Source organism: Pseudomonas syringae (genome assembly GCF_021606685.1).
In the GTDB taxonomy this organism is placed as follows: domain Bacteria; phylum Pseudomonadota; class Gammaproteobacteria; order Pseudomonadales; family Pseudomonadaceae; genus Aquipseudomonas; species Aquipseudomonas syringae_R.
The window spans coordinates 1-26,103 of the sequence record NZ_WKCB01000057.1 but is presented as its reverse complement, the minus strand read 5'-3'; the positions used below and the strand labels follow the sequence as shown (position 1 = coordinate 26,103).

Sequence of the window (26,103 nt, the reverse complement as noted above, 5' to 3'; positions counted from 1 at the left end):
CTCAGTGTCCCAGCGCGGATGGCCGCCTGTTTCAACGCATTTCCGGAGGTTCAGGTTTGTCCCAGTTTCTTTCAATGATTCGATTACACGGGTCCTCGGTGTTGGGCATCGGCTTGATGATTACAAGCCTGGCGGGCGCATTTGCCTGGCTGGCAGGCTGGGCAGGCCCGGCGCGGCTCACCTCTGATCGCGTGCTGGCAGCGCTGGCCAAAGAGGCACCACAGCCCTTCCCTGCTGGCTTCAGACGCGCCCATGGCAAAGGCATGTGTTTCACCGGGCAGTTCACCCCCACTGCGCAGGCGGCCGAACTGTCGTCTGCGCGCGTCTTGAGTGAGCCCTCAACGCCGGTTGTAGGGCGTTTTTCCCTCGGCTCCGGCGACCCGCATGCCGCGGATAACACCAGCCATGTCCTCAGCCTGGCACTACAGCTAAAGGACTCCCAAGGCACTGAATGGCGCATGGCAATGGTCAACGAACCCTTCTTCCCGACCGCCACCGTCGCCGGGCTGCTCGCCATGGGGGAGGCATTCGCGCCCGACGCCACCACCGATCTTCCCGTACCGGCGCGGGTCGAGGCGTTCTACGCGGCCCATCCGCAAGCCAGAAAATACCTCGAGTGGTCCGAAAAAGCCCCATGGGCGAGCAGCTTCGCGGTCATTCGATTCAACAGCATCAACACCTTTGTGTTCATCTCCAAGCGCCAGCAAAAACGCTTCGTGCGCTGGGCGTTGCACCCCCGCCTGCCCTTCAAAGCCTGGCCGGCAGGTGCTCGCGAAAAAGCCGATGCACAAAGCTTGTTCGACGACCTTCCTCGAAAACTTGCAGATAAACACCTTGTCTGGGACCTGGTGGTGACGGTTGCAGAACCCTCCGACCCCGTTCTGGACCCCTCACGTCCATGGCCGGATAACCGCCAGCGCATCAAGGCGGGTACGTTGACGGTGAGCGCATTGAGCGACCAGGCGACTGGCGCCTGTCGCGACATCAACTTTGACCCGACCATCGTCCCACATGGCATCGAGATTTCGGACGATCCCATCCTGCATGCCAGGTCGGGCACTTATGCAGCCTCGTTCAACCTGCGACAACGCGAGAACGGCGATAAATCTTCGGGCAAAGCGGTGACACCATGAAACCGTTCAAAACGCCGCCCACGCGCTACAACCTCGCTGCCCGCTGGCTCCACTGGCTGATGGCGGTTCTACTGCTGGCCACGCTGTTTATCGGCGCTGCGATGGGCAGCGCATTGCAGTGGCGGCCGCAACTGCTAAACACCCACCTCGTGCTCGGCGTCAGCATTTTCATCGTCGTCCTGCTACGCATCGGCAATCGCTTGCTCTCCACGCGCCCCCTACCCCCCGCGGGTCTGAGCCCAGGGCATCGGTTCGGATTGGCGTTGGTGCACCTGTGTTTTTACGCGCTGATGACAACGCTGCCCCTCATGGGCTGGGCCATGCTGTCAGCAGGCGGTTACCCGGCACCCAGCGTGCTGGGCATACGGCTTCCGGCCCTGGTACAGCCTGAACCCAAGCTGTACACCACACTTCATGACAGCCACGCCGTGCTGGCGTATGGGTTCTTTGCGTTGATCCTGCTGCATTTGGCGGCGGCGTTGTTTCATGCCTGGGTGAAACGCGATGGCATTTTTACTCGGATGGGGTTCGGCTCAACCCGCAAGTCCTAGGATGACTCATACTTAAATAACATCAGCCACACGTCATAAAGATAATTCCCACAGCAAAATAAGAAGCACGCCATAGATCGCCTCCACCGCTCATTTAATATTTACCCAACTATAGACAGAAGGGTAATTCAGTGAGAGCGACCAAGAACTTGAGCAAACTCTTGATAGACGGAGCGCTTTGCATAAGTTTGAAAAACCGGGAGGACCGCAGAGCACTGATTAAAAAAGAATTTGCAGAGTCCGGCCTGGATATTGATTTCATCATCGTCGAGCCCGACGTGGAAAACCCGGAGCGCGGGTGCTTCGACTCGCACATGAAATGTGCAGCATTAGCAATCGAACGAAACTACGCGTACGTTCTGATACTGGAGGATGACGCCACCCTGTTGAGTTTCTCACCTCAGCACATCCTGCGCCTCAACCGCTTTATAACCAGACGTGCGCCTAAACTCCTGTACCTGGGCGCCACCCTCGGCAAGTTATGGTTAAGTTGGGACAGGGGTATTGCCAGACTCCGAGCAAAGGGGACATTTGCCTACATTATGTCCAACCAGGGTTGCCAGGAACTTATCCAGTTATCGCCGTATTCAGGCAAAGCCATCGACAACCTGTTTTCCAAAGCGTTTAAAGCTTACTGTTCGTTCCCCCTTATTTGTAATCATCAACCCGAAGGCGTTGCCAAAAGCGATATTTCAGTGTGCCGTTTAAAAGACGGTACATCCGCCGATGAATTGTTCTGGCAACAAAACTTGCGACGCCAATTCACACAGGCTTTCAGGAACATGGGAAAAACCATTATTCGCCGGGATATTTGATTAAGTGCAAACAGGCGCCCGGAATGCTCGGACCAAGCAATCAGGCGCCTATTAGCCCCGGCGCTGAACGTGAGTGGAGAATCCCGGGCTACACGGAATCTCCCACGTTGGATGCAGGCGGGATGCTCCGTTGAAAACGCTCAACGGAGTGCGGTCAAAACTCGCCGCAAGCGTCGCCCAGCGCAATGAAGTTGTAGCCCTTCGAGCGGTTCGTTTTCAGTTCGCGAGCGCGCTCCACGGACTCAATCCGCAACAAGCTGTCGTCGTCCAACAGAAAGTAGACGCGACGGCCTTCTTGCAGCAAATGAGCGGTCGGCGCACAAGAGGCGTCACGCCCGTGATCTTCATAAAGAAAAACACTGTTGCGTGCGAACGTTTTAGTTGCGCCGCGAAACGCATCGACCTCAACACCTTCAACGTCCAGCTTGATGAAAATAAGCCCGTCGTCATCGGCATACTGTTCGACCAACTTGTCGATCGAGACCGCCGGGATGGTCTCGCCCAATTGCGCGTCCGCCACCACGGAGCGGCCAGCATGGGCCCCTTCCAGCGCAAAGGTGACCGTCGCGGTGCTGCCGTCGGTAATGGCCGCATGCAGCGCGGTGAAGCGGCCCTTGTTATTGGCGTTATTCAGTGCCAACCAACGGTACGTATCGGTGGAGGCCTCAACGGCAACAGTCTTGATGTGCTCGGAGTTCAGCACCGACCAGTAACCGAAGTTTGCACCGCAATCGAGAAACAGCGACGGACGTTCCAGGCGAGCCAGCAGGCGGCGCAGTTCAGGCTCGTAGTCTCGCTTGCAAACGAAAACCGACAGCCAGTAAGGGTCGCCAGCCGGGAACGAGAAGTTGCTTGCGGCATTCAGCTCGACGGTTTTTGACTGGTTGGCCTGGTGTGGAAAGAGGCGGTTTATCAGGCGCATGAATGAATAGAAGCCGCGCCTGTTGAACGCCTGGCTTACCGATATGTAGCCAGTAGCCAATGCAGTCGTTATGTTCATCGTAGAATTCCGGTTATCCCTAGTTGGCGCATAAGATACCGGCAAGCCCGCTGCCAATCCAGCGTCACGGCGGTGAACTGAAAAGGGCTAAAGCCGCCAGGCTGATCACGAATATTGCGCACGTGCGCAAACTGCCTGACGCGATGCGCAACCGCTCGGATGATTGACTTGCAGCTCCATCAAACCCCAGAAACACAAAAGCCCCGCAATCGCGGGGCTTTCGTTTGAATCTTGGCGGGAAACCAGGCCGACAACAGGCTTTTCATTTGAACATCCTATGCTGACTCAGGCTGTGCCAGGAAGGCTCGACGGTCTGAAATAGATAGGGCTGAAGCCGATATTCGGTTGCGAACACGGTTTCATAGTCAGTCATTGCATCCGAGCAAATCGCGTCAGAAACGGGGGTACAGACTGGGATATCCAGCAGTATTTGTCGCTTGGCGGTGGCAAATTCGGACCTGTCATATAGTTGAAGGTGGCAGCTAGTCTTCACGCAATAACTAAGCACTCGGCAAAGCCAGGTGCTGCAGTTCCCTGCTCTGCCCTCTGACAACCCCACAACCAGCGCTGGCTACTTTGGCCCTATTGCTACTCAATAGTTTGATGGCAAACGAATCACGCTCCTAATGGTGACACATGGCGAAATGCTTGCTGCCTGCATTACTCTGACAAAACAAGGGGCCTTTACGCCCAGATTTCAGCGATAACCGAGAACTGCAATTCAAGACGAGACCCTTCCCGCGCTTGTATTCCCGCTACTGCTGTGCAGCAACGACGGGGCCGATAGGTGTCTGTCGGAAGATATTGGCGAAGTAGCTGAGTATGAGGATTTTATGGCAGCTCTGGCTGAGTAGCGCAGCGCGTCGGACTCTTCGATTCAACAGGGTCAAAATGACTATGCACAAACTCGGGAAAACCGTGGCCTCTTAAAAGGAATTGAGATGTTCAAAAGGATCAAAGCGTTTTTCATCAATGAAAAAGTATCTGCCGACGTGCCGCCGCCCGAGCCCGCCACTCCGGGACATCAATACGCCTCGGACCAACCGATTGCCACCCGCGCCGACGACCGTTTCAATCGTTGAAAATACAGGCCAGCCGGATTGGAATGTTACCGCACAGGGTTACTACGGTGAGTCTGGCGCCTTCACAGACTCAGAACACGCAACAATCAAATGTAGCCAAACTGGAACATGGACCCTCATCGGGGTCTTATACGTACCCCGATCCTGATGAGCCGTATTGAGCGAAACTTTCAAATCACGTCTGCTCGTTTTGGGCTCACCCGTATTACGACTGATGGCTTAGGAGCCGCTTAGAGCGCCCTCCTCAGTCAATATTGGTGAGTCACCAAACCTCATGAGTTTCAGCTTTGTAGCCCTTCTCGATTCTATCTACCAGCAGCGGCGCACTGATAATTCCACGAGTAGGGTAGCCTTGCTCCACCGCACTCAATGCTTGATCCAATCTGGACTCCTGACAACCATCCCATAGCCAGATAGCCCCACCCGGACCACCACTTCTTGCACGGAATACAGGAAAAGAATTTATCTCTTCGTGGACCGGGACATTCGCCACGACTGAAAGAAGTCCCTGATTCACAGCACTTTGAACCACAAAAAAAGCAGAAAATTGCGGCTTCGTATTGGTCACTATGGAAAAGTCATAGGGAACCTTGTCATAAAACCCGGGAAACACGCGAATTAAAAAACCGAATTCTGAATGTTTATGGGTAACTTGCGCATATGCGACGCCCTGCGAAGTTAACACCGGCAAAACATCCCCAAGCTTTATCTTTTTAGCCATTTAGATCCCATAACGCCCAACTTTCTTGAGCTGTTCCGCAGCGTGCATAAAACCTTGATCATAGTCGGTGGTTTTTTTCAATGATGACATCGAGTTGACCTTACCATCACCGAGCAACTGATCGCTAGACGAACTTAAAATATGCACAGAGTAGAAAAACCCTATAAGACCCACCACCACTTTATCATCTTACTTAAATCTCGCATGCTCGGCATACGGATCCTGCGAGACACTATTAGCTATATAATCAGACAACCGGCCGATCATTTTATTTAACTCAGAATCAAATTTCTCCGGCAGCAAGTCTAACACATCGTCTAACTCACAACAGTCCATTATAAGATCGCATAGCTTTGGAGAAATCCCTTTCTCTCTCAAAACCCGTGCACGTCGTGGAGTAAACATTAGACGTTCCGCCTCAGCGAGCGTCATAAATCTATCTGAAACTGATTTCAACAACCCTATTGAGGCGGCAGCCAAAAACCTAGCTGCCTCCTCGGCCTCAAACAACTCAAACGTCAGCACTGGGCTTTGCATTAGTAACCACTCCAGCTGGCTTATCTTTCATATTAAAAACTTTTCCAGTTAGTTGACAGGCAAGTCCCTATCAACATCCCGACCAAACAATGAGTTATTCACCTATACACCAAATACCCTCCGAATGTGTTCGGTCAGCCCATCCAGATCAACATAGGCAATCACCCCGAAATTTGGCTCGTATTTGGCTAAGTATTCATCAGAGGTTAGCCCAAGTGCTTGTGCTAACTCCTTCACCTCACAAATCCTACTTGGCCTGATTGTCCAATTCACCCCTGGCAGACCGTATCTTTTATGCTCGTGCAATGTCCATGTAACCGAACCAGCATAGTCCTCAACCGCCCACTTCAGCTTCCGCATAATTTCATCGTCATCTTCTACAAACCTGAACGAAATGTATGGTGGGTAGCCACTACGATCTATGACCTGAAAGCTATTATCAACCCGAGCCTCTGGGTACCTCTGTTGAAATCTCCGCCATTCAAGCGGACTAATTCGATAGAGAACATTCAACAGATCTCCTTCAGGTGCTGTTATCGTCTGCACGGTCATTTTAGCCCCTTCAACTTATTCGAGATTTTGACTCCATCAGGATTAATCCCCTTAATATGCTGCTCCCAACCTCCCTTAGGGATCGGATTAGACGATAGGCGAAGATCATAAACATAACGACCATCTGTATACACCTGATGATAGAACTGGCCCGGCGCTGTGGCTCCATTCTCGTTACGATCTCACTCCCGATGTTCTTCACATCGGTCACTTCATCACGCTGAATCTTTTTGCTGCCCCAGCTGCCATTCTTTTTCTCGTGAAATAGCGAGTAGTTGCTGTTCTGAGCAGCTAACAACTGAAGCTTTTCCCCGCGGCCAGGTACGCTTCGTCACCCGCCGCGATGCGACTAGCGATCATCGTTAAGTTCTGAAACTGAACGACTCGCCCCACAGCTTGAACGGGTACAGGTAGCTCAAGGTGGCGGTGTATTTGCGGTAGCGCGCATCGGCCTAGCCCGGGCGTGGGTTGTGATTGGCCTGGGCGTCAAATGCGCCAATACCATCCTGCATGCCCAAGTCGATGTTGAGGAATGAACCGCCGATGCGTCGGCCATGGTTGATGCCAAACTGCGCTTCGCTGAGGCGATTGCTGCCAAGGACGAGCTTGCTGTCTTCGATGAAGTTGTTGGTACGCAGGTAGGCCACACCGGTACTGAGGGAGGTTTTGCTCAAGGCGTCACGGTGGATCACTCGTTCTATGCGCAACTGGTGGTTTTGTGTGTCGCCCGACTGCTTGAAGTTGAACCCCGCGGCCTGGGCCAGGGAGCGGTATTCGGTTTCGCTGTAGCTGTAATTGAGGTTCCACCAACCAAACGGCAGGTTGTAATTGAGCATCGAGTTACGTGAAGTTTTCTGGTGGTCGCTGACCGCATCGTGGCTGCCACGCAGGGAGAGCTGATCGGCGAGGCCGAGTGGGTTATCCCAATCCAGACTGACGCCCCACTGCTGTTCACCAGTGGCGCGCTGGCCGCCGTTGTGGCGTGACAAGCCGACGCGCCAAGGCTTTTGTGGGGTGTTTTTGACCAAGACTGTGCTGCCGCCCACGGCTTTGCCCGGTGCCAGCTCAATCTCAGCCTGGTTGGATGGCAGACGGTTCAACTGGTCGACCATCTGCTCGATCTCCCGCAGGTTGAGCAAGTCGCCGGTTTTGCCGGGGAAACTCATGCTCAGATGACGGTCGCTGATGCCACTGCCCTCCTCGCCCTTTATGCCTTCCAAGCGACCTTCGATCACCTGGACTTTCAGGTTGCCGCTGGAGAGGTCCTGTTGCGGCAAGTAGGCGCGATTGGTGACTAGGCCCTTGGCCAGGTAAAGGTCGGTGATGGCCAGGGCGATCAGGCCATCCGGGCTCATGCACCGTGCAAACAACTGCCAATGGGTAAGCGCCTGTTCAACGCGGGAGAGCTGCGCGTCCACGTGCTGTTGCTGGGTCATCAGGGAGCGTTGTTGCTGTGCCACTTGGATGTGCTGGTGCGCACACGCCACCTCAGCCAGCGCAAGTTCCAGTGCTTGCGTAGCCTGTGTCGGTGCCTGTTGCGCCGCCTGTCAGGGCTGAGCCTCCCAAGCCGCCGGCACGACTGCCAGTTCTGCCTGTAGACGTTGGCGACAGGCCTGTTGCCTTGCATATTCTGCCGCGTGCGCCTCATCCAAGGCAGCGGTCGTCGCGATGATCTGGGCGTGTTCTGCCTGTTCATCCGCAGTGAGCAACACCGGGATGGCGGCAGCCAGCGCTTGGTTAACCTTGTCCAATAGCCCTTGTGCCTGTGCCAGCTCATCGCGACGCGCCAGCAGCGCACGCATGCGTTCAACCCGCCACTGCGCCAACTCCAGCGCCGCCTCCATTATCCGAAAGTTTCGGAACGCCTATCAAAAACCGCCGTTATCTAGCCAAACCCCAGAAACACAAAAGCCCCGCATTCGCGGGGCTTTCGTTTGAATCTTGGCGGGAAACCAGGGATTCGAACCCTGGAGACGCTATTAACGTCCGCCGGTTTTCAAGACCGGTGCATTCAACCACTCTGCCAATTTCCCTTATGCATCACGGGATTATAGTAGCCTATCCCGTCTCAGCGGGCGCCATAATACCCGAATGAAACACACTGTCAAACTCTCGCCATCGCTTGTTACAGAGCGTCTGTTATGATCCTTGCGACTGAATGTTTCAAAACTGAAGGAGTGTCGCCATGCGCGAACAGAATTACGCAGTGAATGGCAACGCGCAGGCTGAGCAGCTTGAAGTCAGCCGCGTGTTGCGCAACACCTATGGCTTGCTCGCCCTGACCCTCGCATTCAGCGGCGTGATGGCGTTCGTGGCCCAGCAGATGCGCGTCGGCTACCCGAATATCTTTGTCGTGCTGATCGGCTTCTACGGCCTGTTCTTCCTGACCAACAAGCTGCGTGACTCGGCCTGGGGCCTGGTGTCGGCATTTGCCTTGACCGGTTTCATGGGCTTTATCCTCGGCCCGATCCTCAACCGTTACCTCGGCATGGCCGGCGGCGCGCAAGTGGTCAGCTCGGCGTTTGCCATGACCGCGCTGGTGTTTGGTGGTCTGTCGGCCTACGTGCTGATCACCCGCAAGGACATGAGCTTCCTGGGTGGTTTCATCACCGCTGGCTTTTTCGTGTTGCTGGCGGCCGTGGTCGCAGGCATGTTCTTCCAGATCAGCGGGCTGCAGCTGGCGATCAGCGCAGGCTTCGTACTGTTCTCTTCGGTGTGCATCCTGTTCCAGACCAGTGCGATCATCCACGGCGGTGAACGTAACTACATCATGGCAACCATCAGCCTGTATGTATCGATCTACAACCTGTTTATCAGCCTGTTGCAGATCCTCGGCATCATGAGCAGCGACGACTGATTCATGGCGGTATAAAAAATGCCCCGTATCGAAAGATGCGGGGCATTTTTGTTTGCGCGCGGTTAATGCGCGGCGTCAGTACTGGTTGGGTTCCATCTCCAGCTCAACCTTGAAGCGCTCGGCGATATCGCGCTGGATACGTTGGGCCAGGTCAGCAATCTGATGCCCCGTGGCGCCCCCGTAGTTAACCAGCACCAGCGCCTGGAGCGCGTGCACGCCGGCATCGCCCTCGCGAAAGCCCTTCCACCCTGCCTTGTCGATCAGCCAGCCGGCGGCGAGCTTTATCTGCCCGTCGGCCTGGGGGTAGGCCACCAGGTCCGGGTACAAGGCTTGCAGCTCAGTTGCCAGCGCCTGGGAGACCAGCGGGTTCTTGAAGAAGCTCCCGGCGTTACCCAGCTCTGCGGGGTCGGGCAGTTTTTCCCGTCGAATGCTGCAGATCGCCCGGCTCACATCAGTCGGCGTCGCCTCGGTGATCCCCTGCCCCGCCAAGCGCTGTTGCACAGGGCCGTAGTCGAGCTTGAGATGGCTGGCGCGGCTAAGGGCAAAGCGTACCCGCAGGATCAGCCAGCGCCCGGTTTCGTGCTTGAACAGGCTGTCACGGTAGGCAAAGTTGCATTCCTCCAGGCTGAAATCCCGCAGCTCGCCCGTGTGGCGATCCAGGGCGGTCAGGCCGGCGAATACATCCTTGATTTCCACACCGTAGGCGCCGATGTTTTGCATCGGGGCAGCGCCGACGGTGCCTGGGATCAGGCTGAGGTTTTCCAGGCCGCAGAACCCGTGCTCCAGCGTCCACAGCACAAATGGGTGCCAGGCCTCGCCCGCCTGGGCTTCAACCACCACCTGCACACCGTCATCCTGCAGCACACGGATGCCCTGGGTGGCCATCCGCAAGACCAACGCGGGGATATCCTGGGTCAACAACAGGTTGCTGCCGCCACCGATGACCAGCAGGGGCAAGGCTTCAGCGGCCGCGTAGGCCAGGGCCTCGCGCACATCGTCATCGCTGTGGGCTTCGGCGAACAGTTGCGCACGCACATCTATGCCAAAGCTGTTGAATGGCTTGAGCGAAACCTGCGCAAGCACCTGCAAGGTCATAACCGCCCCTTCAATTCGATCACCAATAAATCACAGGCCTGCTCGATCAGGTCCAGGACCCGTTCGAAACCGTGTTCGCCTTCGTAGTAAGGGTCTGGCACCTCGTCCACTTCAGCATCGAAGCGACGCAGGAACAGGTCCAGTTCCGCCTTGCCCTGGCTCGGCTGCATGGCCTTGAGGTTACGCAGGTTGCTGTGGTCCATGGCCAGGATCAGGTCGTAGCGCGCAAAGTCGGCACGGCTGACCTGCTGGGCACGCTGGGCGGACAGGTCGTAGCCCCGCACCAGCGCCGCACGTTGGCTGCGTTGGTCCGGCGGGTTGCCGACATGCCATTCACCGGTACCGGAGGACGCCACCTCGACCTGCCCCGCCAACCCCGCTTCGCGCAATTTATGGCGCAGTACACCTTCGGCGGTGGGCGAGCGGCAGATATTGCCCAGGCAGACAAACAGAACCTCCATCAAGCCTCCAGCAGGCGACGGACGCGCTCAAGGTCTTCCGGGGTGTCGACACCCGCCGGTGGCGCTTCCAGGGCATCGCCCACATGGATGCGCACGCCGTGCCACAGGGCACGCAGTTGTTCCAGGGATTCGGTGTTTTCCAGCCAGCACGGGCCCCAGCTGACGAAGTCATGCAGGAACCCGGCGCGGTAGGCGTAGATGCCGATATGGCGGCGGTACGGCACGCCTTCCGGCAAGACGTCGCGGCTCTTGGCGAAGGCATCGCGCGCCCAGGGCAAGGTCGAACGGCTGAAGGTCAGTGCCAGGCCGTTGATATCGCTGACCACTTTGACCACGTTCGGGTTGAACAGGGTCTCGATGTCTTCGATCGGCTCTGCCAGCGTGGCCATGCGGGCTTCGCCATGGGCAGCGAGGTTGGCGGCCACCTGGTCGATCACGCTTGGCGGGATCAGCGGCTCGTCACCCTGCACGTTGACCACGATGGCATCAGGCGCCAGGCCCAGTAGCGTGGCTACTTCGGCCAAGCGGTCGGTGCCGGAGTTGTGGTCTTCGCGGGTCAGCACCGCTTCGGCGCCAAAACCTTTGCAAGCCTCGATGATACGCGGGTCATCGGTGGCCACTACCACGCGCTGCGCGCTGCTTTTGCAAGCCTGCTCCCACACCAGCTGAATCATCGGCTTGCTGCCGATCAGTTGCAGCGGTTTGCCCGGCAGGCGCGTCGAGGCGTAGCGGGAAGGGATGACAACGGTAAAGGCTGTGGTCATTTATCCAGGCGCTCATCGGTGGTCAAGGTGCGGGCCTCGCTTTCCAGCATCACCGGGATGCCATCACGGATCGGGTACGCCAGGCCGGCGCCTTTGCTGATCAGCTCGGTTTTATCGGCGCTGAGCTTGAGTGGGCCTTTGCAGATCGGGCAAGCGAGGATGTCGAGCAGTTTGGTGTCCATGAATGTTTCCTGGATAGCAGCATTTAAGGCAAAAGGCGGGCGGGCAGCAGACGCATCAACTGCGTGTCGAACCAGGCGACGAACGCTGGCGACGGCACAGCATCCACTGCAAGGTACCACCAGTCGGGCTGGGCAAAGGCGCGGCACTTCACCGCGTCCTTCTCGGTCATGACCAGCGGCAATGACGGGGTAAAATTCAAGACCTCGGCGCTGTACGGCGCGTGGTCGGCAAAAGCATGGTGTATCGACTGCCAGTGTAGCGTTTCAAGGGTATTGAAGAAACGTTGCGGGTTGCCGATGCCGGCGACCGCATGCACACGCTGGCCAGCGGGAAAGTGATCGACCGGCTGGCGCTCGCCGGTGTGCAAATTGACCAGTGCCGAAGGTAGCAGGCGAAAGGCAAAGCCATCCTCACGATCAGCCACTGCGCCGTTATACAGCAGCGCATCGACGCTGTGCAGACGCTCCACCGGCTCACGCAGCGGCCCGGCTGGCAAGCAACGGCGATTGCCCAGGCCACGCGCGGCATCAATCAGCACAAGCTCCAGGTCACGCGCGAGGCGGTAGTGCTGCAGGCCGTCGTCGGAGAGGATCAGGTCCAGCGGCTCACTGGCGAGCAGCGCCTTGACCGCGCGACTGCGGTCGGGGTCGATCATCAGCGGCACGCCGCAGCGTTGCACGATCAACAAGGGTTCATCACCAGCGACGGCGGCGCTTTGATCCGCCTCGACCCGCCACGGCAACTGTGGAGGCTTGGCCCCATACCCGCGGCTGACCACACCGACGCGCAACCCGCTGCGCCGACAGTGCTCGATCAACCACAGGATCATCGGCGTCTTGCCGGTGCCGCCCACGGTGATATTACCGACCACCACCACGGGCACCGGCGCCTGATAAATCTCGCCCTCGCCCGCCACGAAACGCGCGCGTTTGCCCTGCACCACCCGGCGATACAGAGACTCCAAAGGCCGCAGCAGCATCAGTGCCGGATGCCCCTCGTACCAGGCCTTGAGCAAACGATCAGACATGGCCATCAGGGTTGGCTCGCCGCCTCAACGGTGGTCATGCGCAGGTGGCTGAAACCGAGCTTGCCGGCAGCGTCCATCGCAGTGATCACGGCCTGATGCTGGGTCTTGCCATCGGCGCTGATGGACAGCGGCATCTTGGTATCGCCGCCGGATTCTTTCTGCAGCGCGTCCATCAGGCTATTAAGGTCATTTTTCTCCAGCAACTGGTTATTCACCGAAAACACCCCGTCGGCGCTGATGGCGATGTCCAGTTGCTTGACTTCCTGGTCTTCGGCCGGCGAACCGCTCACGGCTTCCGGCAAGTCGACACGCAGCTCGGTCTGCCGGGTAAACGTGGTGGTGACGACAAAAAACAGCAGCAGGATAAACACCACGTCGATCAGCGACGCGAGGTTGATATCGACATTTTCCCGTTGCTTGCGGCGAAATTTCACGCTTTGCCCTCGACCAGGTCCACATCGCGGTCGCCCTGCACCACCTCCACCAGTTTGATGGCTTCCTGTTCCATGCCGACCACCAGTTCATCGATGCGCCGTTGCAGGAAGCGGTGGAAGAACACCGAGGGGATACCGACCATCAGGCCCGCTGCCGTGGTGATCAGCGCTTTGGAAATACCACCGGCCAACACGGCGGCGTTGGTGGTCATGCCCGAGCCCATGAACGAGCTGAAAATATCGATCATGCCCAGCACCGTGCCCAGCAGGCCAAGCAACGGCGCCATGGCGGCAATGGTGCCGAGCGCATTGATATAGCGCTCCAGTTCATGAATGACCCGGGCGGCAGCCTCTTCAATGCACTCTTTCATGATCTCGCGACCATGCTTGGAGTTGGCAAGGCCCGCGGCGAGGATTTCACCCAGCGGCGAGTTTGCGCGCAGCTCCTTGAGCTTTTGCTTGTCCAACTGTTTGTTCTTGATCCAGCCCCAGACCTGGCCCAGCAGGTGCTCGGGGGTGACGCGGCTGGCGCGCAGGGTCCACAGGCGTTCGGCAACGATGCCGAGTGCGGCGATGGAACTCATGATGATCGGCAACATCATCCAGCCGCCGGATTTGACCAATTCCCACACAGTGAATGTCCCCTCGAAAAAGTGCGCCACTTTACCATATAGGTTCGCCGACGGGGTTCGTCGGCCATCCCTGCGACTAGGGTACCGGTTCACGCCAGAACCTGAGTTGACCACGCGCAACAACCGGCGGCGCAAATGCCCCCAACTGCACGCGCACCGCCCCCTGCTCTGCGCTGTCATACACCTGGCTGCCCAACGCCCGGTAGCGCTCCATCACCTGCGGATGGGGATGGCCGAATGCATTGCCGCGGCCTCGCGAAATCAGCACCGACCTGGGCGCCAGCCGTTGCAGAAAGGGCCAGGAAGAAGAACTGCGACTGCCATGGTGAGGGGCTTGCAGCCAATCGGTCGGCACGCCCAACGGAGAGGCCAACAATGCCCGTTCGGCCGCACGGTCGATATCGCCGGTCAGCAACAGGCGCTCGCCATTGGCCTGCACTCGCAGTACGCAGGACTTTGAATTGCCGCTAATGGCGTCGGGCCACTGCCAGAGCTCGAATGACACACCGTCCCATGTCCATTGCTCACCGCTGGTGCACGCTTGCGTGCCGAGAAACGCTGGCAGGCCCTGGGTTTCGCCGCCCACCACACGCTTGATCGGCAGCCCCTGCGCAATCGCCGCCGCACCGCCGGCGTGGTCGGCATCGGCGTGGCTGAGCAACATCATGTCCAACGCCTCGACCCCGAGTTTGCGCAATGACGGCAGCACCACCCGCGCGCCCAGGTCAAAAGCCCCCGAACGCGGGCCCGCATCGTAGAGCAGCGTGTGATGACGCGTGCGCAGAATCACCGATTGCCCCTGCCCGACATCCAACTGCACCACGTCCACCTGCCCATGGGGCACCGGTATGCGCGGGGGAAACACCGCCAGCAGCAACATCGGCAAGCCGAGCAAGCGAAACGGCACGCCCTTGGGCAGCAAGAGCAGAACCGCCCCGAGCACGCTCACCCACCAATACCCCAAAGGCAATTGGGCCGGGACCCAGGCCGGGGCCTGCGCAGCCAGCCACGCCAGGCCCTTGAATAGCCAGTCCAGCGCGCCCCCAGCCAGCCACAGCAACCCTTCCCCCACCAACGGCACCGCCAGCAACGCCGTGCCTGCCAACGCCAGCGGCAACACCACCAGGCTGATCCATGGCACGGCCACCAGGTTAGCCAGCGGCGCGCTCAGGCTGATGGGCAACCCCAGCACCAGTAATACCGGAAACAAGCCGATGGCGATCAACCATTGGGGGCGGGTCCACACCTGCCAGACGCTCCACGGGCCCAAGCGCCCGGCAAAAGCCAGGATCAGTACTGCGACGGCCGCAAAGGACAACCAGAAGCCTGGCTGCAAACTGGCCAAGGGCTCAAGGATCAGCACCCCATTGAGCGCCAGCAGCAGCGGCCACCAGACGCCGAGGTGGCGAAAGCGCAGCCGCCACCCCAGCACCAGCCCGACCATCACACAGGCGCGCTGCACCGGCACGCCGAACCCCGCCAGCAGGCAATAACCCAGCGCCGCAGCGAAAGCCAGGCCGCACGCCCACGGCAGCCACGGCCAGGTTCGCGGCCAGCCACCGTAACGCGCCAACCCCGCGACCAACCCGTAGATCAGCCCCGCCAGCAAGCCGATGTGCTGGCCGGAAATCACCAGCAGATGCACGGTGCCGGTGTCTTGCAGCACTTGCCAATCAGCGGCGGCGAGGCCTGAGCCGTCGCCAAGGACCAGCGCCGCCAGCCCCGCCTCCCGACCCTGGCCATCCACCGCCAGCAGACGTTGGCGTACCGCGTCGCGCCAGGCATCACGTGCCGGCGCCAGGCGCTGGCCATCCTTGACCGAGCCCGTGGCGCCGATGCGTTGGGCCAACAGCCAGGCCTCCTGATCAAATCCGTGAAAATTCAGCAGGCCGGAAGGCCGCTTGAGCGTGACTGCCAGGCGCCAACGCTCGCCGCTGCGCACGTCCGGGCCGCCGCGCCAGAACAGGCGAATGTGGCTGGGCAGTTGCGCCCTGCGCGACCGGCTGTCGGTCAACTCAAAGCGCACCCCATCGCCGGTGCGCTGCGGCAAGCCGGTGACACGGCCTTCCACCCAGCGGGTCTGGCCGTCCAGCACCGGCTGCAGGCGATCATCCAGGGCCCACTGTGCGCAGAGGCACGCCCAACTGAAGCCCAGCAGGCACAAAGCCAGGGGGTAAGTGCGAAACGGCAGCAGCATCAGCGCCAACACCGGTAGCAGCACCAGCCACCCGACAGGCGGCAATACCGGTAACCAGCGCAAGGCCAACAGCCCCAGTGCAAGCGCGAACAACCCTGTTTTCATGGATCATCCTTCACAAGTGATCCACTCAGTCTTAGCCGGGTGTCAGGCACGGCCTATGATGTTTTGTCACAAAGTCTGAATTTTCTGTTTATAGAATGCGGGCATACTTGCCCCTCGAATTGACCTGGACCCCCTATGCCCCGGCGCTTATTCAAACGGTACATGCCCGATCCCACCAGTATCAGGGAACACAAGTCATTACAGTTTCTCGGCACGTTGCTGCATGACCCGAACCTCTGGCACCTGAACCGGCACTCGGTGGCGCGGGCCATGGCGGTGGGTTTGTTCGCGGCCTTCATCCCGATTCCGCTGCAGATGCTGCTGGCGGCCGTCCTCGCGATTACGGTGCGGGGCAACATGCCCATCGCCGTCAGCCTGGTGTGGCTGACCAACCCGATCACCATGCCGGTGGTGTTTATCTGCACCTACATGACCGGCGCCTGGTTGATGAATGTACCGCCCCGCCACCTGCCCCACGACCTGACCTGGGAATGGATCAGCGGGCAACTGAGCACGCTATGGCAGCCATTCTTGCTGGGCTCAGTGGTACTGGGGCTGGTGCTGGGCGCGCTGGCGTATTGCCTGACCATGGGTTACTGGCGCTGGTGGGTCGCGCACCAGTGGAAGAAGCGCAAACAGCGGCGCCGTTGAGGCTCAGCACGCCCGCAGGCGCAGGTGCACGCGCAGGCCCGTGCCGCTGTTCTGTGCCCACAGGCTGCCTTGCTGACGCTGCACGGCGTTGCGCGCGATGCTCAAGCCCAGGCCAAAACCGCCATCGCCGGGCCGCGAACCGTCCAGGCGCGTGAACGGCGCAAAGATCCGTTCCAGATCCTGCTCGGCAATCCCCCCGCCCTGATCCTCCAGCCACAGGTGCCAGTACTCGCCATCCCGCTGCCCGTCCAGGCACACACTGCCATCCGGTGGGGAATGCCGAATGGCGTTACGCAGGATATTTTCCAAAGCCTGCGCCAGCGCATTCAGGTTGCCCCGCACCCAGCAATCGGCACCCAGCAGGCAAGGCAGGCGCGACGCCGGCCAATCGCTTTCAAAGCAGGCATTTTCCCGCAGCAAGTCCCACAAAGCCTCCAGCTGGATAGCTTCCTCGGGCAACGGCGCGCGCTCGGTGTCCAACCAGGCCAGTTGCAGGCTGTCTTCGACCAGGCGCTGCATGGCATCGATCTCACGTCCCAGTCGCTCACGCAGTTGCGGCAGGTGCTGCTCACTGTCACAGGCCACGCGCAACCGGCTCAACGGCGTGCGCAGCTCGTGGGACATGTCCCGCAGCAGTTGCTGTTGCAGCACCATCGTGCCCTGCAAGCGCTCGGACATGTGGTCGAACGCGCGGCCCAGTTCGCCCAACTCATCCTGGCGACTGGTGGCAGCGTGGGACAGCCGGGTATGCAACTGGTCGGCGCGCCACGCGTTGGCCTGCTCGCGCAGTTGGTTGAGCGGCATGATCAGCAACCGATACAGGCCGATGCACAGCAACAGCGTGAACAGCCCGGGGATCACGCCGTTGGTCACCACTCGCCACACCAACTGGTAGCGCCCCGGCATGAAACGCTGCGGCAATTCGATCACCAGCGAGCCGGCGCCAGGCGCTAGCGGGAAAGGCACCTTCAACCACGGCAGGCCTTTGACATGCCGGCTCACCGGCCAGTCCAGGCCACGCAAAAAAGTCAGGCGCTGGCTTTCCTTGTCGGTCAGCGGGGTGCTGCTGAGCGATTGCAGGTCGCTGCCGATCACGCCGACCCAGGTGGGCTCATGCCTGGCCATCAGCTGCAACCAAGCGTCCACCCCGGCACGGCCCTGGGTCGTCCAGGCCAGTTCGGCGCCCGCCGCGTAGCCCTTGAGCACCTCGCGGGATTCGTCGGCCAGGTAGGCGTTTTGCTCTTCCATGTAGCGGCCCCACGACCAACTGAGCCAGATCATCAGCAAGCAGAAGGCAATCAACAGGCAGGCCAGCTTCCAGAATAACGAATGCTTGCCCGGCAGCCGTTTCAGCGGCCCCTCAACACCCATCGTCGTGACCGCTCAGCACATAGCCTTTGCCCCATACCGTGCGCACTTCGCGCTCGGTGTAACCGATGGCCTTGAGCTTGCGGCGGATTTGGCTGATATGCATGTCGAGGCTGCGGTCATGGGGGGCATAACCACGCTGCAACACGTGCTGGTAAAGGAAGGCTTTGCTGAGGACTTCTTCGCTGTTGCGATGCAGGGTTTCCAGCAGCCGGTATTCGCTGCGGGTCAGGCTGGCCCAGTGCGCCTGATAAAAGACATCGCACAATTCATCGTCAAAGCGCAGGGTGCGGGCGTCGTCGCGCATCGGCGCCAGGCTGGACAACGGGCGCCGATCCAGAGCCACGCGCCGCAGGATGGCTTCAATGCGCACGCGCAGTTCGATCATGCTGAACGGTTTGGGCAGGTAATCGTCGGCGCCCAGGCGAAAACCACTGACACGGTCGGCTTCGGCCCCCAGCGCAGACATCAGGATCACAGGGATCGAATGGCTTTCGCGCAGGTGGGTGAGCACCGACAAGCCATCGAGCCCCGGCAGCAGGATGTCCATCAGCACCACATCGAATACCCGGTCGCGCGCCATCTGCAGGCCTTGCTGGCCGTTCTGGCACCAGGTGACGTCGAAGCCACAGCGTCCCAGGTGCTCATGGACATAGGCGCCCAGCACGGGGTCATCTTCGATGGTCAGGATACTGGGTAGGCCAACTGCTGCGGGAGTCATTAGCGTCTGCAAGTCATTCTCAATCGCCGATTATTCAAGATTCATCGGCGCCAGGCAATCGCCATCCGGCACCCAATGGCCTGAAGATTGCCGCCGGTCATTAATTTTGCAAGATTCCACACCGCGCATGTGGCTACACTGCGCAAGTGGTACGGGCCGGATGCCCGTAACGATCATCGACAACACCGTGGTAGCAGGAGAGTGGCGTGCTTAAAAGAATGGGGATAAAAGGCCGCGTACTGTTGCTGACCTTATTACCGACCAGCCTGATGGCCTGCTTGTTGGGGGGCTACTTCACCTGGATGCAGCTCTCGGAATTACAGTCGCAGTTGCTGCAACGCGGCGAGATGATCTCCGAACAGCTCGCACCGCTGGTGGCGCCTGCCCTGAGCGCGCGCAACACCGAACTGCTGGAGCGCATTGCCACCCAATCCCTGGAGCAGCAGGACGTGCGCACCGTGGCCTTCCTCGGCCCGGACCGCACGCCCCTGGCCCACGCGGGCCCGACCATGCTCAACCCGCCGCCGATCGGCAACAGCTCGCAATTGTTGCAGCGCACCGGCAGTGACGCCACGCGCTACCTGCTGCCGGTATTCGGCCGCCATCGCAACCTGGCGGGCGAGCTGATTCCCGATGAAGCCGACCGCCTGCTCGGCTGGGTCGAGGTGGAGTTGTCCCACAACGGGATGTTGCTGCGCGGCTACCGCAGCCTGTTCGCCAGCCTGCTGCTGATAGCCATCGGCCTGGCCTGCACCGCCGCCCTGGCCCTGCGCATCAGCCGCAGCATCAATTCGCCGATAGGGCTGATCAAGCAAGCCGTGGCCCAGCTCAAGGACGGCAACCTGGAAACCCGCCTGCCCGCCTTGGGTAGCCAGGAGCTGGACCAGCTCGCCTCGGGCATCAATCGCATGGCCGAAACCCTGCAAAACGCCCAGGAAGAATTGCAACACAGCATCGAACAGGCCACCGAAGACGTGCGCCAGAACCTGGAAACCATCGAGATCCAGAACATCGAGCTGGACCTGGCGCGCAAAGAGGCCCTGGAGGCCAGCCGCATCAAGTCGGAGTTCCTGGCCAACATGAGCCATGAAATCCGCACACCGCTCAACGGTATCCTCGGTTTCACCCACTTGCTGCAAAAAAGCGAACTGACCCCACGCCAGCTGGACTACCTGGGCACGATCGAAAAGTCGGCCGACAACCTGCTCGGCATCATCAACGAGATCCTCGACTTCTCGAAAATCGAAGCCGGCAAGCTGGTACTCGACAGCATCCCGTTCAACCTGCGGGACTTGCTGCAGGACACGCTGACCATCCTCGCCCCCGCCGCGCATGCCAAGCAGCTGGAACTGGTGAGCCTGGTCTACCGCGACACCCCGTTGGCGCTGGTGGGTGACCCGCTGCGGCTCAAGCAGATCCTGACCAACTTGATCAGCAACGCGATCAAGTTCACCCGCGAGGGCACCATCGTCGCCCGCGCGATGATCGAAGACGAGCAGCAAGACAGCGTGCAATTGCGCATCAGCGTGCAGGACACCGGCATCGGCCTGTCCAGCCAGGATGTGCGCGCGCTGTTCCAGGCCTTCAGCCAGGCGGACAACTCGCTGTCGCGCCAACCCGGCGGCACGGGGCTGGGCCTGGTGATTTCCAAGCGCTTGATCGAGCAGATGGGCGGCGAGATCGGCGTCGACAGCACGCCCGGCGAAGGCTCGGAATTCTGGATCAGCCTGAACCTGCCCAAGACCCGCGATGACGTCGAAGACCTGCCGTGCGCGCCACTGCTGGGCCATCGCGTGGCCGTGCTGGAAAACCATGAACTGGCGCGCCAGGCCTTGCAACATCAGCTGGAAGACTGCGGCCTGGAAGTCACCCCGTTCAACACCCTGGAAAGCCTGACCAACGGCATCACCAGCGCCCATCAGACCGAGCTGGCCATTGACCTCGCGGTACTCGGCGTCACCGCCAATGACATTCCGCCCGAACGCCTCAACCAGCACCTGTGGGACCTCGAACACCTGGGCTGCAAGGTGTTGGTGCTGTGCCCTACCACCGAACAGATGCTGTTCAACCAGGCGGTGCCCAACCCCAACAGCCAGCTGCAGGCCAAACCCGCCTGCACCCGCAAGCTGCGCCGCGCGCTCGCCGACCTGATCAGCCCGCGCCCGTCGCGCAGCGAACCCGGCGAACCGCTGGCCAGCCGTGCGCCACGCGTACTGTGCGTGGATGACAACCCGGCGAACCTGCTGCTGGTGCAAACCCTGCTCGAAGACATGGGCGCCAAGGTGCGGGCGGTGGACAGCGGTTATGCAGCGGTCGACGCGGTGAAACAAGACACCTTCGACCTGGTGCTGATGGACGTGCAAATGCCCGGCATGGACGGCCGCCAGAGCACCGAAGCCATCCGCCAGTGGGAAAGCGAGCGCCACGGCACGCCATTGCCGGTGGTCGCCCTCACTGCCCACGCCATGGCCAACGAGAAACGCGCCTTGCTGCAAAGCGGCATGGACGATTACCTGACCAAACCCATCAGCGAGCGGCAGCTGGCCCAAGTGGTGTTGAAATGGACCGGCCTGGCCCTGCGCAACCAGGGGCCGGAACGCAGCGCGGAGGGCACCGGGCCTGGCGTGCAACTGCCGGTACTGGACCACGAAGAGGGCCTGCGCCTGGCCGCCGGTAAAGCCGACCTGGCCGCCGATATGCTCTCCATGCTGCTGGCCTCCCTGGACGCCGACCGCCAGGCCATCAACCTCGCCCGTGACGCCCGTGACAACAACGCCCTGATCGAACGCGTCCACCGCCTGCATGGCGCCACCCGCTACTGTGGCGTGCCGCAACTGCGCGCTGCGTGCCAACGCGCCGAAACCCTGCTCAAACAGGACGACGCCAAGGCCACGAGCGCACTGGACGAGCTGGAAATGGCCATCGCGCGCTTGGCCAGTGAAGCGCGGGTCAGCGCCTGACCGTTATTCAATACGCACGGCTTCATGTGGGAGGGGCCTTGCCCCCGATTACGGTCTGTCAGTTACAGAGAGTTCGACTGATACACCGCTATCGGGGGCAAGCCCCTTCCCACAGTTGATCAGCCTCGCCAACAGATACTGTGCAGGGAGCTTTTTTATGCGTGTGATTCTTTTCAGCAGCCAAACCTACGACCGCGAGAGTTTCCTCGGCGAGCCTCTGCCGTCGGGCCTGGAACTGCAGTTCCAGCCCGCCCGACTGAACCTCGACACCGTGGCGTTGGCCGAACAGCATGAAGTGGTCTGCGCGTTTATCAACGACGACCTCAGCGCCCCGGTGCTGGAGCAACTGGCCCAGGGTGGCACTCGGCTGATCGCCCTGCGCTCGGCCGGCTACAACCACGTGGACCTGGCCGCCGCCAAGCGCCTGGGCCTGACCATCGTGCGCGTGCCCGCCTATTCACCCCACGCGGTGGCCGAACACGCGGTGGCGCTGATCCTCGCCCTCAACCGCCGCCTGCACCGCGCCTACAACCGCACCCGTGATGGCGACTTCAGCCTGCACGGCCTGACCGGTTTCGACCTGGTCGGCAAGACCGTCGGCGTGGTCGGCACCGGCCAGATCGGCGCCACATTCGCCAAGATCATGGCCGGTTTCGGTTGCCGCTTGCTGGCCCATGACCCTTACCCCAACCCGCACGTCCTGGCCCTCGGCGCGCAGTACGTGAGCCTGCCGGAGCTGCTCGCGCAGGCGCAGATCATCAGCCTGCACTGCCCGCTGACCGCCGACAGCCAACACCTGATCAACGCCCGCTCGCTCGCCGCGATGCAGCCCGGCGCGATGCTGATCAACACCGGGCGCGGCGCCCTGGTCGACACGCCGGCATTGATCGACGCACTCAAGGACGGTCAACTCGGCTACCTGGGGCTGGACGTGTATGAGGAAGAAGCCCAGCTGTTCTTCGAGGACCGCTCGGACCTGCCCCTGCAGGACGACGTGCTTGCGCGCCTGCTGACCTTCCCCAACGTGATCGTCACCGCGCACCAGGCGTTCCTCACCCGCGAGGCCCTGGCAGCGATCGCCGGCACCACGCTGGCCAATATTGCGGCGTGGGCCGAGGGCCGTGCGCAGAACCTGGTTGAGGGATGATCAGCGGTCACATTGCAGGCTCATGATGAGCCGGCACCCGTGATAGGATGCCGCGCCTATTTGGAGGATCCATGGCCGAACACGATTTCCGCTTCAGCTTGCTGAGCCCGCAACACACCCTGATCGAATGCCGCGCCCTGGTGCCGGGCCGTTACCAGGTCACCGGCAACGGTGGCTCGATCAAGCACGGTGACGTGCTGATCGTTACCCTGCGCGGCAGTAAAACCCTGTCGATGCGCCTGACCGTCGAAGGCGATGCACGCTATTCCATCCGCCCGGCGGGCCAATGGGTCGCGATGGCCCAGGGGCCGAAATTCGGCGAGTTGGAGATTCACACCTGGAAGGTCAACTGCGACAGCTGCGAGAGCGTGCTGGAGTTTGAATTCGCGGTGGAAACCAAGTTGACCAAAGAGCCGCTGCAGCCGGCCGCCAACGCGCGCATCAAAGAACTCGGCTGGGCCAGCGAAGGCGACAAGCACCGCTGCCCGACATGCCAGAAGGCCGCGCAATGAGAGGCCTGCTGCTGCTCGCCGCCCTCGGCGCGGCCCTGACGGGCTGCGCCGGTGATGCGGTCAAGCTCAAGCAGGATCACAGCTACGTGGTGGAATGGATTGGTGAGCGGCCGTTGATGGACTACGCGCACCTGACCGTCACCCTGGGCGCTGATGGTCGTGCCTATGGCAACGGCGGCTGCAACCACTGGTTTGCGCCGTACACCCTCGATGGCAATACGCTCAGCTTCGGCAAGATCGGCAGTACCCGCAAACTCTGCGCCGAAGCCCTGATGGAGCAGGAGCACCGCTTCTTCCAGGCGCTGCAGGGCGTGCAACGCTGGGATATTTCGCCGATCGAGCAAACCCGTTTCTGGCCCGCTGAAGGCAAGCCAATTCGCTTGTGGCTCGAAGAGGGCTGACAGCACCGGCCTTGGGTCTAGTGAGATCAAAATGTGGGAGGGGGCTTGCCCCCGATGGCAGTGTGTCAGTCAATATATTAGCTAACTGACACACCGCTATCGGGAGCAAGCCCCCTCCCACATTTGATTAGCGGTGTTGCTTTAACCGCGCAAGGCCTTGAGTTTGGCGATTACACCTTCCGCCGTCTGCTCCCCCATCATCTGCTCGCGTACCTTGCCCTTGTCATCAATGATGTAGGTCACCGGCAACGCTTCGCTGCGGGGAATATCAAAGATCACCTCCGGGTTCTGCGCCAGTACGGTGAACTTGATGCCCAGTTTCTCGCTGGCCGCTTTCAGCTCTTCACCCTGCACATTGTCGAAGTTAACCCCGAACACGCCCACGCCCTGCCCTTTGAGCTGCTCTGCCAAGGCATTGAGTTCCGGGATTTCCGTACGGCACGGGCCACACCATTCGGCCCAGTAGTTGACTACCACCCACTGTTTATCCAGGCGTTCGGCCGCGACTTTCTGGCCGTATTGGTCTACGCCGTAATCGTTACCGCAGCCGCTGAGCAGCAGGGTTGTGATGATCGCCAATGCACCGATCAGTCGCCTTGTCATGGGGTAATCCTTCGCAAAAATGAACGTTGGCTGCGACCTATCGCCTCTAACGGTTTAAGGACGGCGCGCAGCGCAGGTAGAATACCCGCCACCTTACGCAAGATGCGACCCGCACATGACCGATCTGACGCTTTATCACAACCCGCGCTGCTCGAAATCCCGCGGTGCGCTCGAACTGCTGGAAGCCCGCGGCCTCACCCCGACCGTGGTGCGCTACCTGGAAACCCCGCTGAACGCCGCGCAATTGAAGGCCCTGCTGGCCAAGCTGGGCATCGGTGCACGCCAACTGCTGCGCACCGGCGAAGACGAATACAAAACCCTCAACCTGGCCGACGCCACCTTGAGCGAAGCACAGCTGATTGCCGCCATCGCCGAGCATCCCAAGCTGATGGAACGCCCAATCCTGGAAACCGCCGATAAAGCCATCATTGGCCGCCCGCCGGAAAACGTGCTGGAGATCCTGCCGTGACGACGCCGTATGTGCTGGTGCTGTATTACAGCCGCAATGGCTCGGTCAGCGAAATGGCCCGGCAGATTGCGCGGGGTATCGAGCAAGGCGGAATGGAAGCGCGTTTGCGCACCGTGCCGGCGGTCTCCACCGAGTGTGAAGCCGTGGCGCCGAGCATCCCGGACGAAGGCGCGCTGTACGCCAGCCTGGATGACCTCAAGCACTGCTCGGGCCTGGCCCTGGGCAGCCCGACGCGCTTTGGCAATATGGCCGCGCCGCTCAAGTACTTCCTCGACGGCACCAGCAACCTGTGGCTCACCGGTGCCCTCGTCGGCAAGCCGGCAGGCGTATTCACCTCCACCGCCAGCCTGCACGGTGGCCAGGAAACCACGTTGATGTCGATGCTGCTGCCGCTGTTGCACCACGGCATGCTGATCACCGGCCTGCCCTACAGCGAACAGGCCCTGCTCGACACCCAGGGCGGCGGCACGCCGTATGGCGCCAGCCACCATGCCGGGCCGGACGGCAAGCGCTTGCTCGATCAACATGAAATCGCCCTGTGCCGCGCCCTTGGCCTGCGCTTGGCCACCACCGCCACGCTGCTGGAGAACGGCCGTGGCCAGAAAGCCTAAGGTCCTGCCGCCCCAGGCGTGGCTGGAGCCACGTGTAAAAGCAGCACGGGTATTGAGCCTGCTGGCGTTCCTGGGTTTGGTGGGTTTGCTATGCGGGTATTACCTGTTCATCGCCGACCTGCACGGGGCACGGCCGTGGGTGATCCTGCTGATCGAGCTGGTGCCCTTGCTGGTGCTCGCGCCGGGGATGTTGCTGGGCAGCGCGCGCGGGCATTCGTGGATGTGCTTTGTGGTGAACCTGTATTTCATCAAGGGCGCGCTGGCCGCCTACGACCCGAACCGCCAGTGGTTCGGGGTGCTTGAGATGCTCGCGAGCCTGGCGGTGTTTTGTACGGCGCTGTTGTATGTGCGCTGGCGGCACCAGCTCAATCGGCGCCTGGCTGAATAATCGAGCGGGCTGTTGTGGCGAGCGGGCTTGTGTGGCGAGCGGGCTTGCCCGCGCTGGGGCGTGTGACGCACACCACAGTGCCGGGGGGGCCGCGAGGGGACACACGTACAGCAACCCCCGCGTCCA

Annotated in this window: 29 protein-coding genes, 1 tRNA gene and 2 pseudogenes; 13 read left to right on the top strand and 19 right to left on the bottom strand. The window is 60.5% G+C overall.

Features of this window, described 5'->3' with window-relative positions:
• The first annotated feature begins 74 nt into the window (after window positions 1–74).
• The 3 genes from GIW02_RS19925 to GIW02_RS19915 all read left to right on the top strand — a co-directional run bounded on the left by GIW02_RS19925 (window position 75) and on the right by GIW02_RS19915 (window position 2,499).
• Window positions 75–1,133, top strand: coding sequence for a catalase family peroxidase (locus GIW02_RS19925; RefSeq protein WP_236414785.1), 1,059 nt, complete (start codon window positions 75–77; stop codon window positions 1,131–1,133).
• Window positions 1,130–1,684: a cytochrome b/b6 domain-containing protein gene (locus tag GIW02_RS19920; RefSeq protein ID WP_236414784.1), complete on the top strand. Its 555-nt coding sequence runs from the start codon at window positions 1,130–1,132 to the stop codon at window positions 1,682–1,684. The genes GIW02_RS19925 and GIW02_RS19920 overlap by 4 nt, the downstream gene beginning before the upstream one ends.
• A gap of 149 nt (window positions 1,685–1,833) precedes the next feature.
• The gene (locus tag GIW02_RS19915; protein WP_236414782.1) at window positions 1,834–2,499 is read left to right on the top strand and encodes a glycosyltransferase family 25 protein; all 666 of its coding nucleotides are present in this window, start codon (window positions 1,834–1,836) and stop codon (window positions 2,497–2,499) included.
• 154 nt (window positions 2,500–2,653) lie between these two features.
• On the opposite strand, the gene GIW02_RS19910 is transcribed toward GIW02_RS19915, so the two are convergent.
• Window positions 2,654–3,499 carry an FkbM family methyltransferase gene (locus GIW02_RS19910; protein ID WP_236414780.1) on the bottom strand — a complete coding sequence of 282 codons (846 nt, stop codon included), beginning with the start codon at window positions 3,497–3,499 and terminating at the stop codon, window positions 2,654–2,656.
• Between the two features lie 941 nt (window positions 3,500–4,440).
• Here GIW02_RS19910 and GIW02_RS19905 point away from each other — a divergent pair.
• The gene (locus GIW02_RS19905) at window positions 4,441–4,581 is read left to right on the top strand and encodes a hypothetical protein (protein ID WP_236414778.1); all 141 of its coding nucleotides are present in this window, start codon (window positions 4,441–4,443) and stop codon (window positions 4,579–4,581) included.
• A 262-nt stretch (window positions 4,582–4,843) separates the two neighbouring features.
• Here GIW02_RS19905 and GIW02_RS19900 read toward each other — a convergent pair whose 3' ends face one another.
• From GIW02_RS19900 to GIW02_RS19875, 7 genes and pseudogenes are all read right to left on the bottom strand, one after another.
• Window positions 4,844–5,302 carry a hypothetical protein gene (locus tag GIW02_RS19900; RefSeq protein ID WP_236414776.1) on the bottom strand — a complete coding sequence of 153 codons (459 nt, stop codon included), beginning with the start codon at window positions 5,300–5,302 and terminating at the stop codon, window positions 4,844–4,846.
• 189 nt (window positions 5,303–5,491) lie between these two features.
• Window positions 5,492–5,839 (bottom strand): DUF3969 family protein, encoded by a 348-nt coding sequence (locus GIW02_RS19895; protein ID WP_236422001.1) that lies wholly within the window; start codon window positions 5,837–5,839, stop codon window positions 5,492–5,494.
• A 102-nt stretch (window positions 5,840–5,941) separates the two neighbouring features.
• On the bottom strand, window positions 5,942–6,391 hold the full coding sequence (locus tag GIW02_RS19890; protein WP_236414774.1) for a hypothetical protein: 450 nt from the start codon (window positions 6,389–6,391) through the stop codon (window positions 5,942–5,944).
• A 172-nt stretch (window positions 6,392–6,563) separates the two neighbouring features.
• Window positions 6,564–6,763, bottom strand: a pseudogene (locus tag GIW02_RS27385) (hypothetical protein); the annotation flags it as partial.
• A pseudogene (locus tag GIW02_RS19885) lies at window positions 6,763–7,797 on the bottom strand (ShlB/FhaC/HecB family hemolysin secretion/activation protein); the annotation flags it as partial. The pseudogenes GIW02_RS19885 and GIW02_RS27385, both read right to left, overlap by 1 nt.
• Before the next feature lie 141 nt (window positions 7,798–7,938).
• Window positions 7,939–8,193 (bottom strand): hypothetical protein, encoded by a 255-nt coding sequence (locus GIW02_RS19880; protein WP_236414772.1) that lies wholly within the window; start codon window positions 8,191–8,193, stop codon window positions 7,939–7,941.
• A 140-nt stretch (window positions 8,194–8,333) separates the two neighbouring features.
• Window positions 8,334–8,424: transfer RNA gene (locus GIW02_RS19875), tRNA-Ser, on the bottom strand.
• Between the two features lie 152 nt (window positions 8,425–8,576).
• On the opposite strand from GIW02_RS19875, the gene GIW02_RS19870 reads away from it, so the two are divergent.
• Complete coding sequence (locus GIW02_RS19870; protein ID WP_236414763.1) at window positions 8,577–9,248, top strand: Bax inhibitor-1/YccA family protein; 672 nt, start codon at window positions 8,577–8,579, stop codon at window positions 9,246–9,248.
• 75 nt (window positions 9,249–9,323) lie between these two features.
• Here the strand turns inward: GIW02_RS19870 and murB are convergent, their stop codons facing one another.
• The 8 genes from murB to GIW02_RS19830 all read right to left on the bottom strand — a co-directional run bounded on the left by murB (window position 9,324) and on the right by GIW02_RS19830 (window position 16,146).
• Window positions 9,324–10,343 (bottom strand): UDP-N-acetylmuramate dehydrogenase, encoded by a 1,020-nt coding sequence (gene murB, locus GIW02_RS19865; RefSeq protein WP_236414761.1) that lies wholly within the window; start codon window positions 10,341–10,343, stop codon window positions 9,324–9,326.
• Entirely contained in the window at window positions 10,340–10,804 is a 465-nt protein-coding gene (locus tag GIW02_RS19860) for a low molecular weight protein-tyrosine-phosphatase (RefSeq protein WP_236414751.1), read from the bottom strand. The genes murB and GIW02_RS19860 overlap by 4 nt, the downstream gene beginning before the upstream one ends.
• Window positions 10,804–11,568 carry a 3-deoxy-manno-octulosonate cytidylyltransferase gene (kdsB, locus tag GIW02_RS19855; RefSeq protein WP_236414749.1) on the bottom strand — a complete coding sequence of 255 codons (765 nt, stop codon included), beginning with the start codon at window positions 11,566–11,568 and terminating at the stop codon, window positions 10,804–10,806. The genes GIW02_RS19860 and kdsB overlap by 1 nt, the downstream gene beginning before the upstream one ends.
• Window positions 11,565–11,750 carry a Trm112 family protein gene (locus tag GIW02_RS19850; protein WP_003174668.1) on the bottom strand — a complete coding sequence of 62 codons (186 nt, stop codon included), beginning with the start codon at window positions 11,748–11,750 and terminating at the stop codon, window positions 11,565–11,567. The genes kdsB and GIW02_RS19850 overlap by 4 nt, the downstream gene beginning before the upstream one ends.
• A gap of 23 nt (window positions 11,751–11,773) precedes the next feature.
• The gene (gene lpxK, locus GIW02_RS19845) at window positions 11,774–12,784 is read right to left on the bottom strand and encodes a tetraacyldisaccharide 4'-kinase (protein WP_236421999.1); all 1,011 of its coding nucleotides are present in this window, start codon (window positions 12,782–12,784) and stop codon (window positions 11,774–11,776) included.
• Window positions 12,784–13,212, bottom strand: a complete 429-nt coding sequence (locus tag GIW02_RS19840; protein ID WP_236419517.1) for an ExbD/TolR family protein — start codon at window positions 13,210–13,212, stop codon at window positions 12,784–12,786. The genes lpxK and GIW02_RS19840 overlap by 1 nt, the downstream gene beginning before the upstream one ends.
• On the bottom strand, window positions 13,209–13,844 hold the full coding sequence (locus GIW02_RS19835) for a MotA/TolQ/ExbB proton channel family protein (RefSeq protein ID WP_122676958.1): 636 nt from the start codon (window positions 13,842–13,844) through the stop codon (window positions 13,209–13,211). Before GIW02_RS19835 ends, GIW02_RS19840 begins: the two co-directional genes overlap by 4 nt.
• A 76-nt stretch (window positions 13,845–13,920) precedes the next feature.
• A complete protein-coding gene (locus GIW02_RS19830) occupies window positions 13,921–16,146 on the bottom strand; it encodes a DNA internalization-related competence protein ComEC/Rec2 (RefSeq protein ID WP_236419519.1) in 2,226 nt (741 codons plus the stop codon).
• Between the two features lie 135 nt (window positions 16,147–16,281).
• Here GIW02_RS19830 and GIW02_RS19825 point away from each other — a divergent pair, with 135 nt between their 5' ends.
• Window positions 16,282–16,797 carry a DUF2062 domain-containing protein gene (locus GIW02_RS19825; RefSeq protein WP_236419521.1) on the top strand — a complete coding sequence of 172 codons (516 nt, stop codon included), beginning with the start codon at window positions 16,282–16,284 and terminating at the stop codon, window positions 16,795–16,797.
• Window positions 16,798–16,800: 3 nt separating this feature from the next.
• Here GIW02_RS19825 and GIW02_RS19820 read toward each other — a convergent pair whose 3' ends face one another.
• Both GIW02_RS19820 and GIW02_RS19815 read right to left on the bottom strand, forming a co-directional pair.
• A complete protein-coding gene (locus GIW02_RS19820) occupies window positions 16,801–18,168 on the bottom strand; it encodes a sensor histidine kinase (RefSeq protein ID WP_236421997.1) in 1,368 nt (455 codons plus the stop codon).
• A complete protein-coding gene (locus tag GIW02_RS19815; protein WP_236418816.1) occupies window positions 18,158–18,886 on the bottom strand; it encodes a response regulator transcription factor in 729 nt (242 codons plus the stop codon). The genes GIW02_RS19820 and GIW02_RS19815 overlap by 11 nt, the downstream gene beginning before the upstream one ends.
• Before the next feature lie 206 nt (window positions 18,887–19,092).
• On the opposite strand from GIW02_RS19815, the gene GIW02_RS19810 reads away from it, so the two are divergent.
• From GIW02_RS19810 to GIW02_RS19795, 4 genes are all read left to right on the top strand, one after another.
• Window positions 19,093–21,846 carry a response regulator gene (locus tag GIW02_RS19810; RefSeq protein WP_236418814.1) on the top strand — a complete coding sequence of 918 codons (2,754 nt, stop codon included), beginning with the start codon at window positions 19,093–19,095 and terminating at the stop codon, window positions 21,844–21,846.
• A gap of 157 nt (window positions 21,847–22,003) precedes the next feature.
• Window positions 22,004–22,993, top strand: a complete 990-nt coding sequence (locus GIW02_RS19805; RefSeq protein WP_236418811.1) for a 2-hydroxyacid dehydrogenase — start codon at window positions 22,004–22,006, stop codon at window positions 22,991–22,993.
• Between the two features lie 71 nt (window positions 22,994–23,064).
• Complete coding sequence (locus GIW02_RS19800; RefSeq protein ID WP_236418810.1) at window positions 23,065–23,505, top strand: hypothetical protein; 441 nt, start codon at window positions 23,065–23,067, stop codon at window positions 23,503–23,505.
• Window positions 23,502–23,906: an META domain-containing protein gene (locus GIW02_RS19795; RefSeq protein ID WP_236418808.1), complete on the top strand. Its 405-nt coding sequence runs from the start codon at window positions 23,502–23,504 to the stop codon at window positions 23,904–23,906. The genes GIW02_RS19800 and GIW02_RS19795 overlap by 4 nt, the downstream gene beginning before the upstream one ends.
• A gap of 141 nt (window positions 23,907–24,047) precedes the next feature.
• Here the strand turns inward: GIW02_RS19795 and GIW02_RS19790 are convergent, their stop codons facing one another.
• The gene (locus GIW02_RS19790) at window positions 24,048–24,509 is read right to left on the bottom strand and encodes a TlpA disulfide reductase family protein (RefSeq protein WP_236418806.1); all 462 of its coding nucleotides are present in this window, start codon (window positions 24,507–24,509) and stop codon (window positions 24,048–24,050) included.
• A 115-nt stretch (window positions 24,510–24,624) separates the two neighbouring features.
• Here GIW02_RS19790 and arsC point away from each other — a divergent pair, with 115 nt between their 5' ends.
• The 3 genes from arsC to GIW02_RS19775 are packed head-to-tail and all read left to right on the top strand — an operon-like array spanning window position 24,625 to window position 25,977.
• Window positions 24,625–24,978, top strand: coding sequence for an arsenate reductase (glutaredoxin) (gene arsC / locus GIW02_RS19785; protein ID WP_236421995.1), 354 nt, complete (start codon window positions 24,625–24,627; stop codon window positions 24,976–24,978).
• Complete coding sequence (gene wrbA / locus GIW02_RS19780) at window positions 24,975–25,589, top strand: NAD(P)H:quinone oxidoreductase (RefSeq protein WP_236418802.1); 615 nt, start codon at window positions 24,975–24,977, stop codon at window positions 25,587–25,589. Before arsC ends, wrbA begins: the two co-directional genes overlap by 4 nt.
• Window positions 25,573–25,977: a DUF2069 domain-containing protein gene (locus GIW02_RS19775; protein ID WP_236418800.1), complete on the top strand. Its 405-nt coding sequence runs from the start codon at window positions 25,573–25,575 to the stop codon at window positions 25,975–25,977. Before wrbA ends, GIW02_RS19775 begins: the two co-directional genes overlap by 17 nt.
• The last annotated feature ends 126 nt before the right edge of the window (window positions 25,978–26,103 follow it).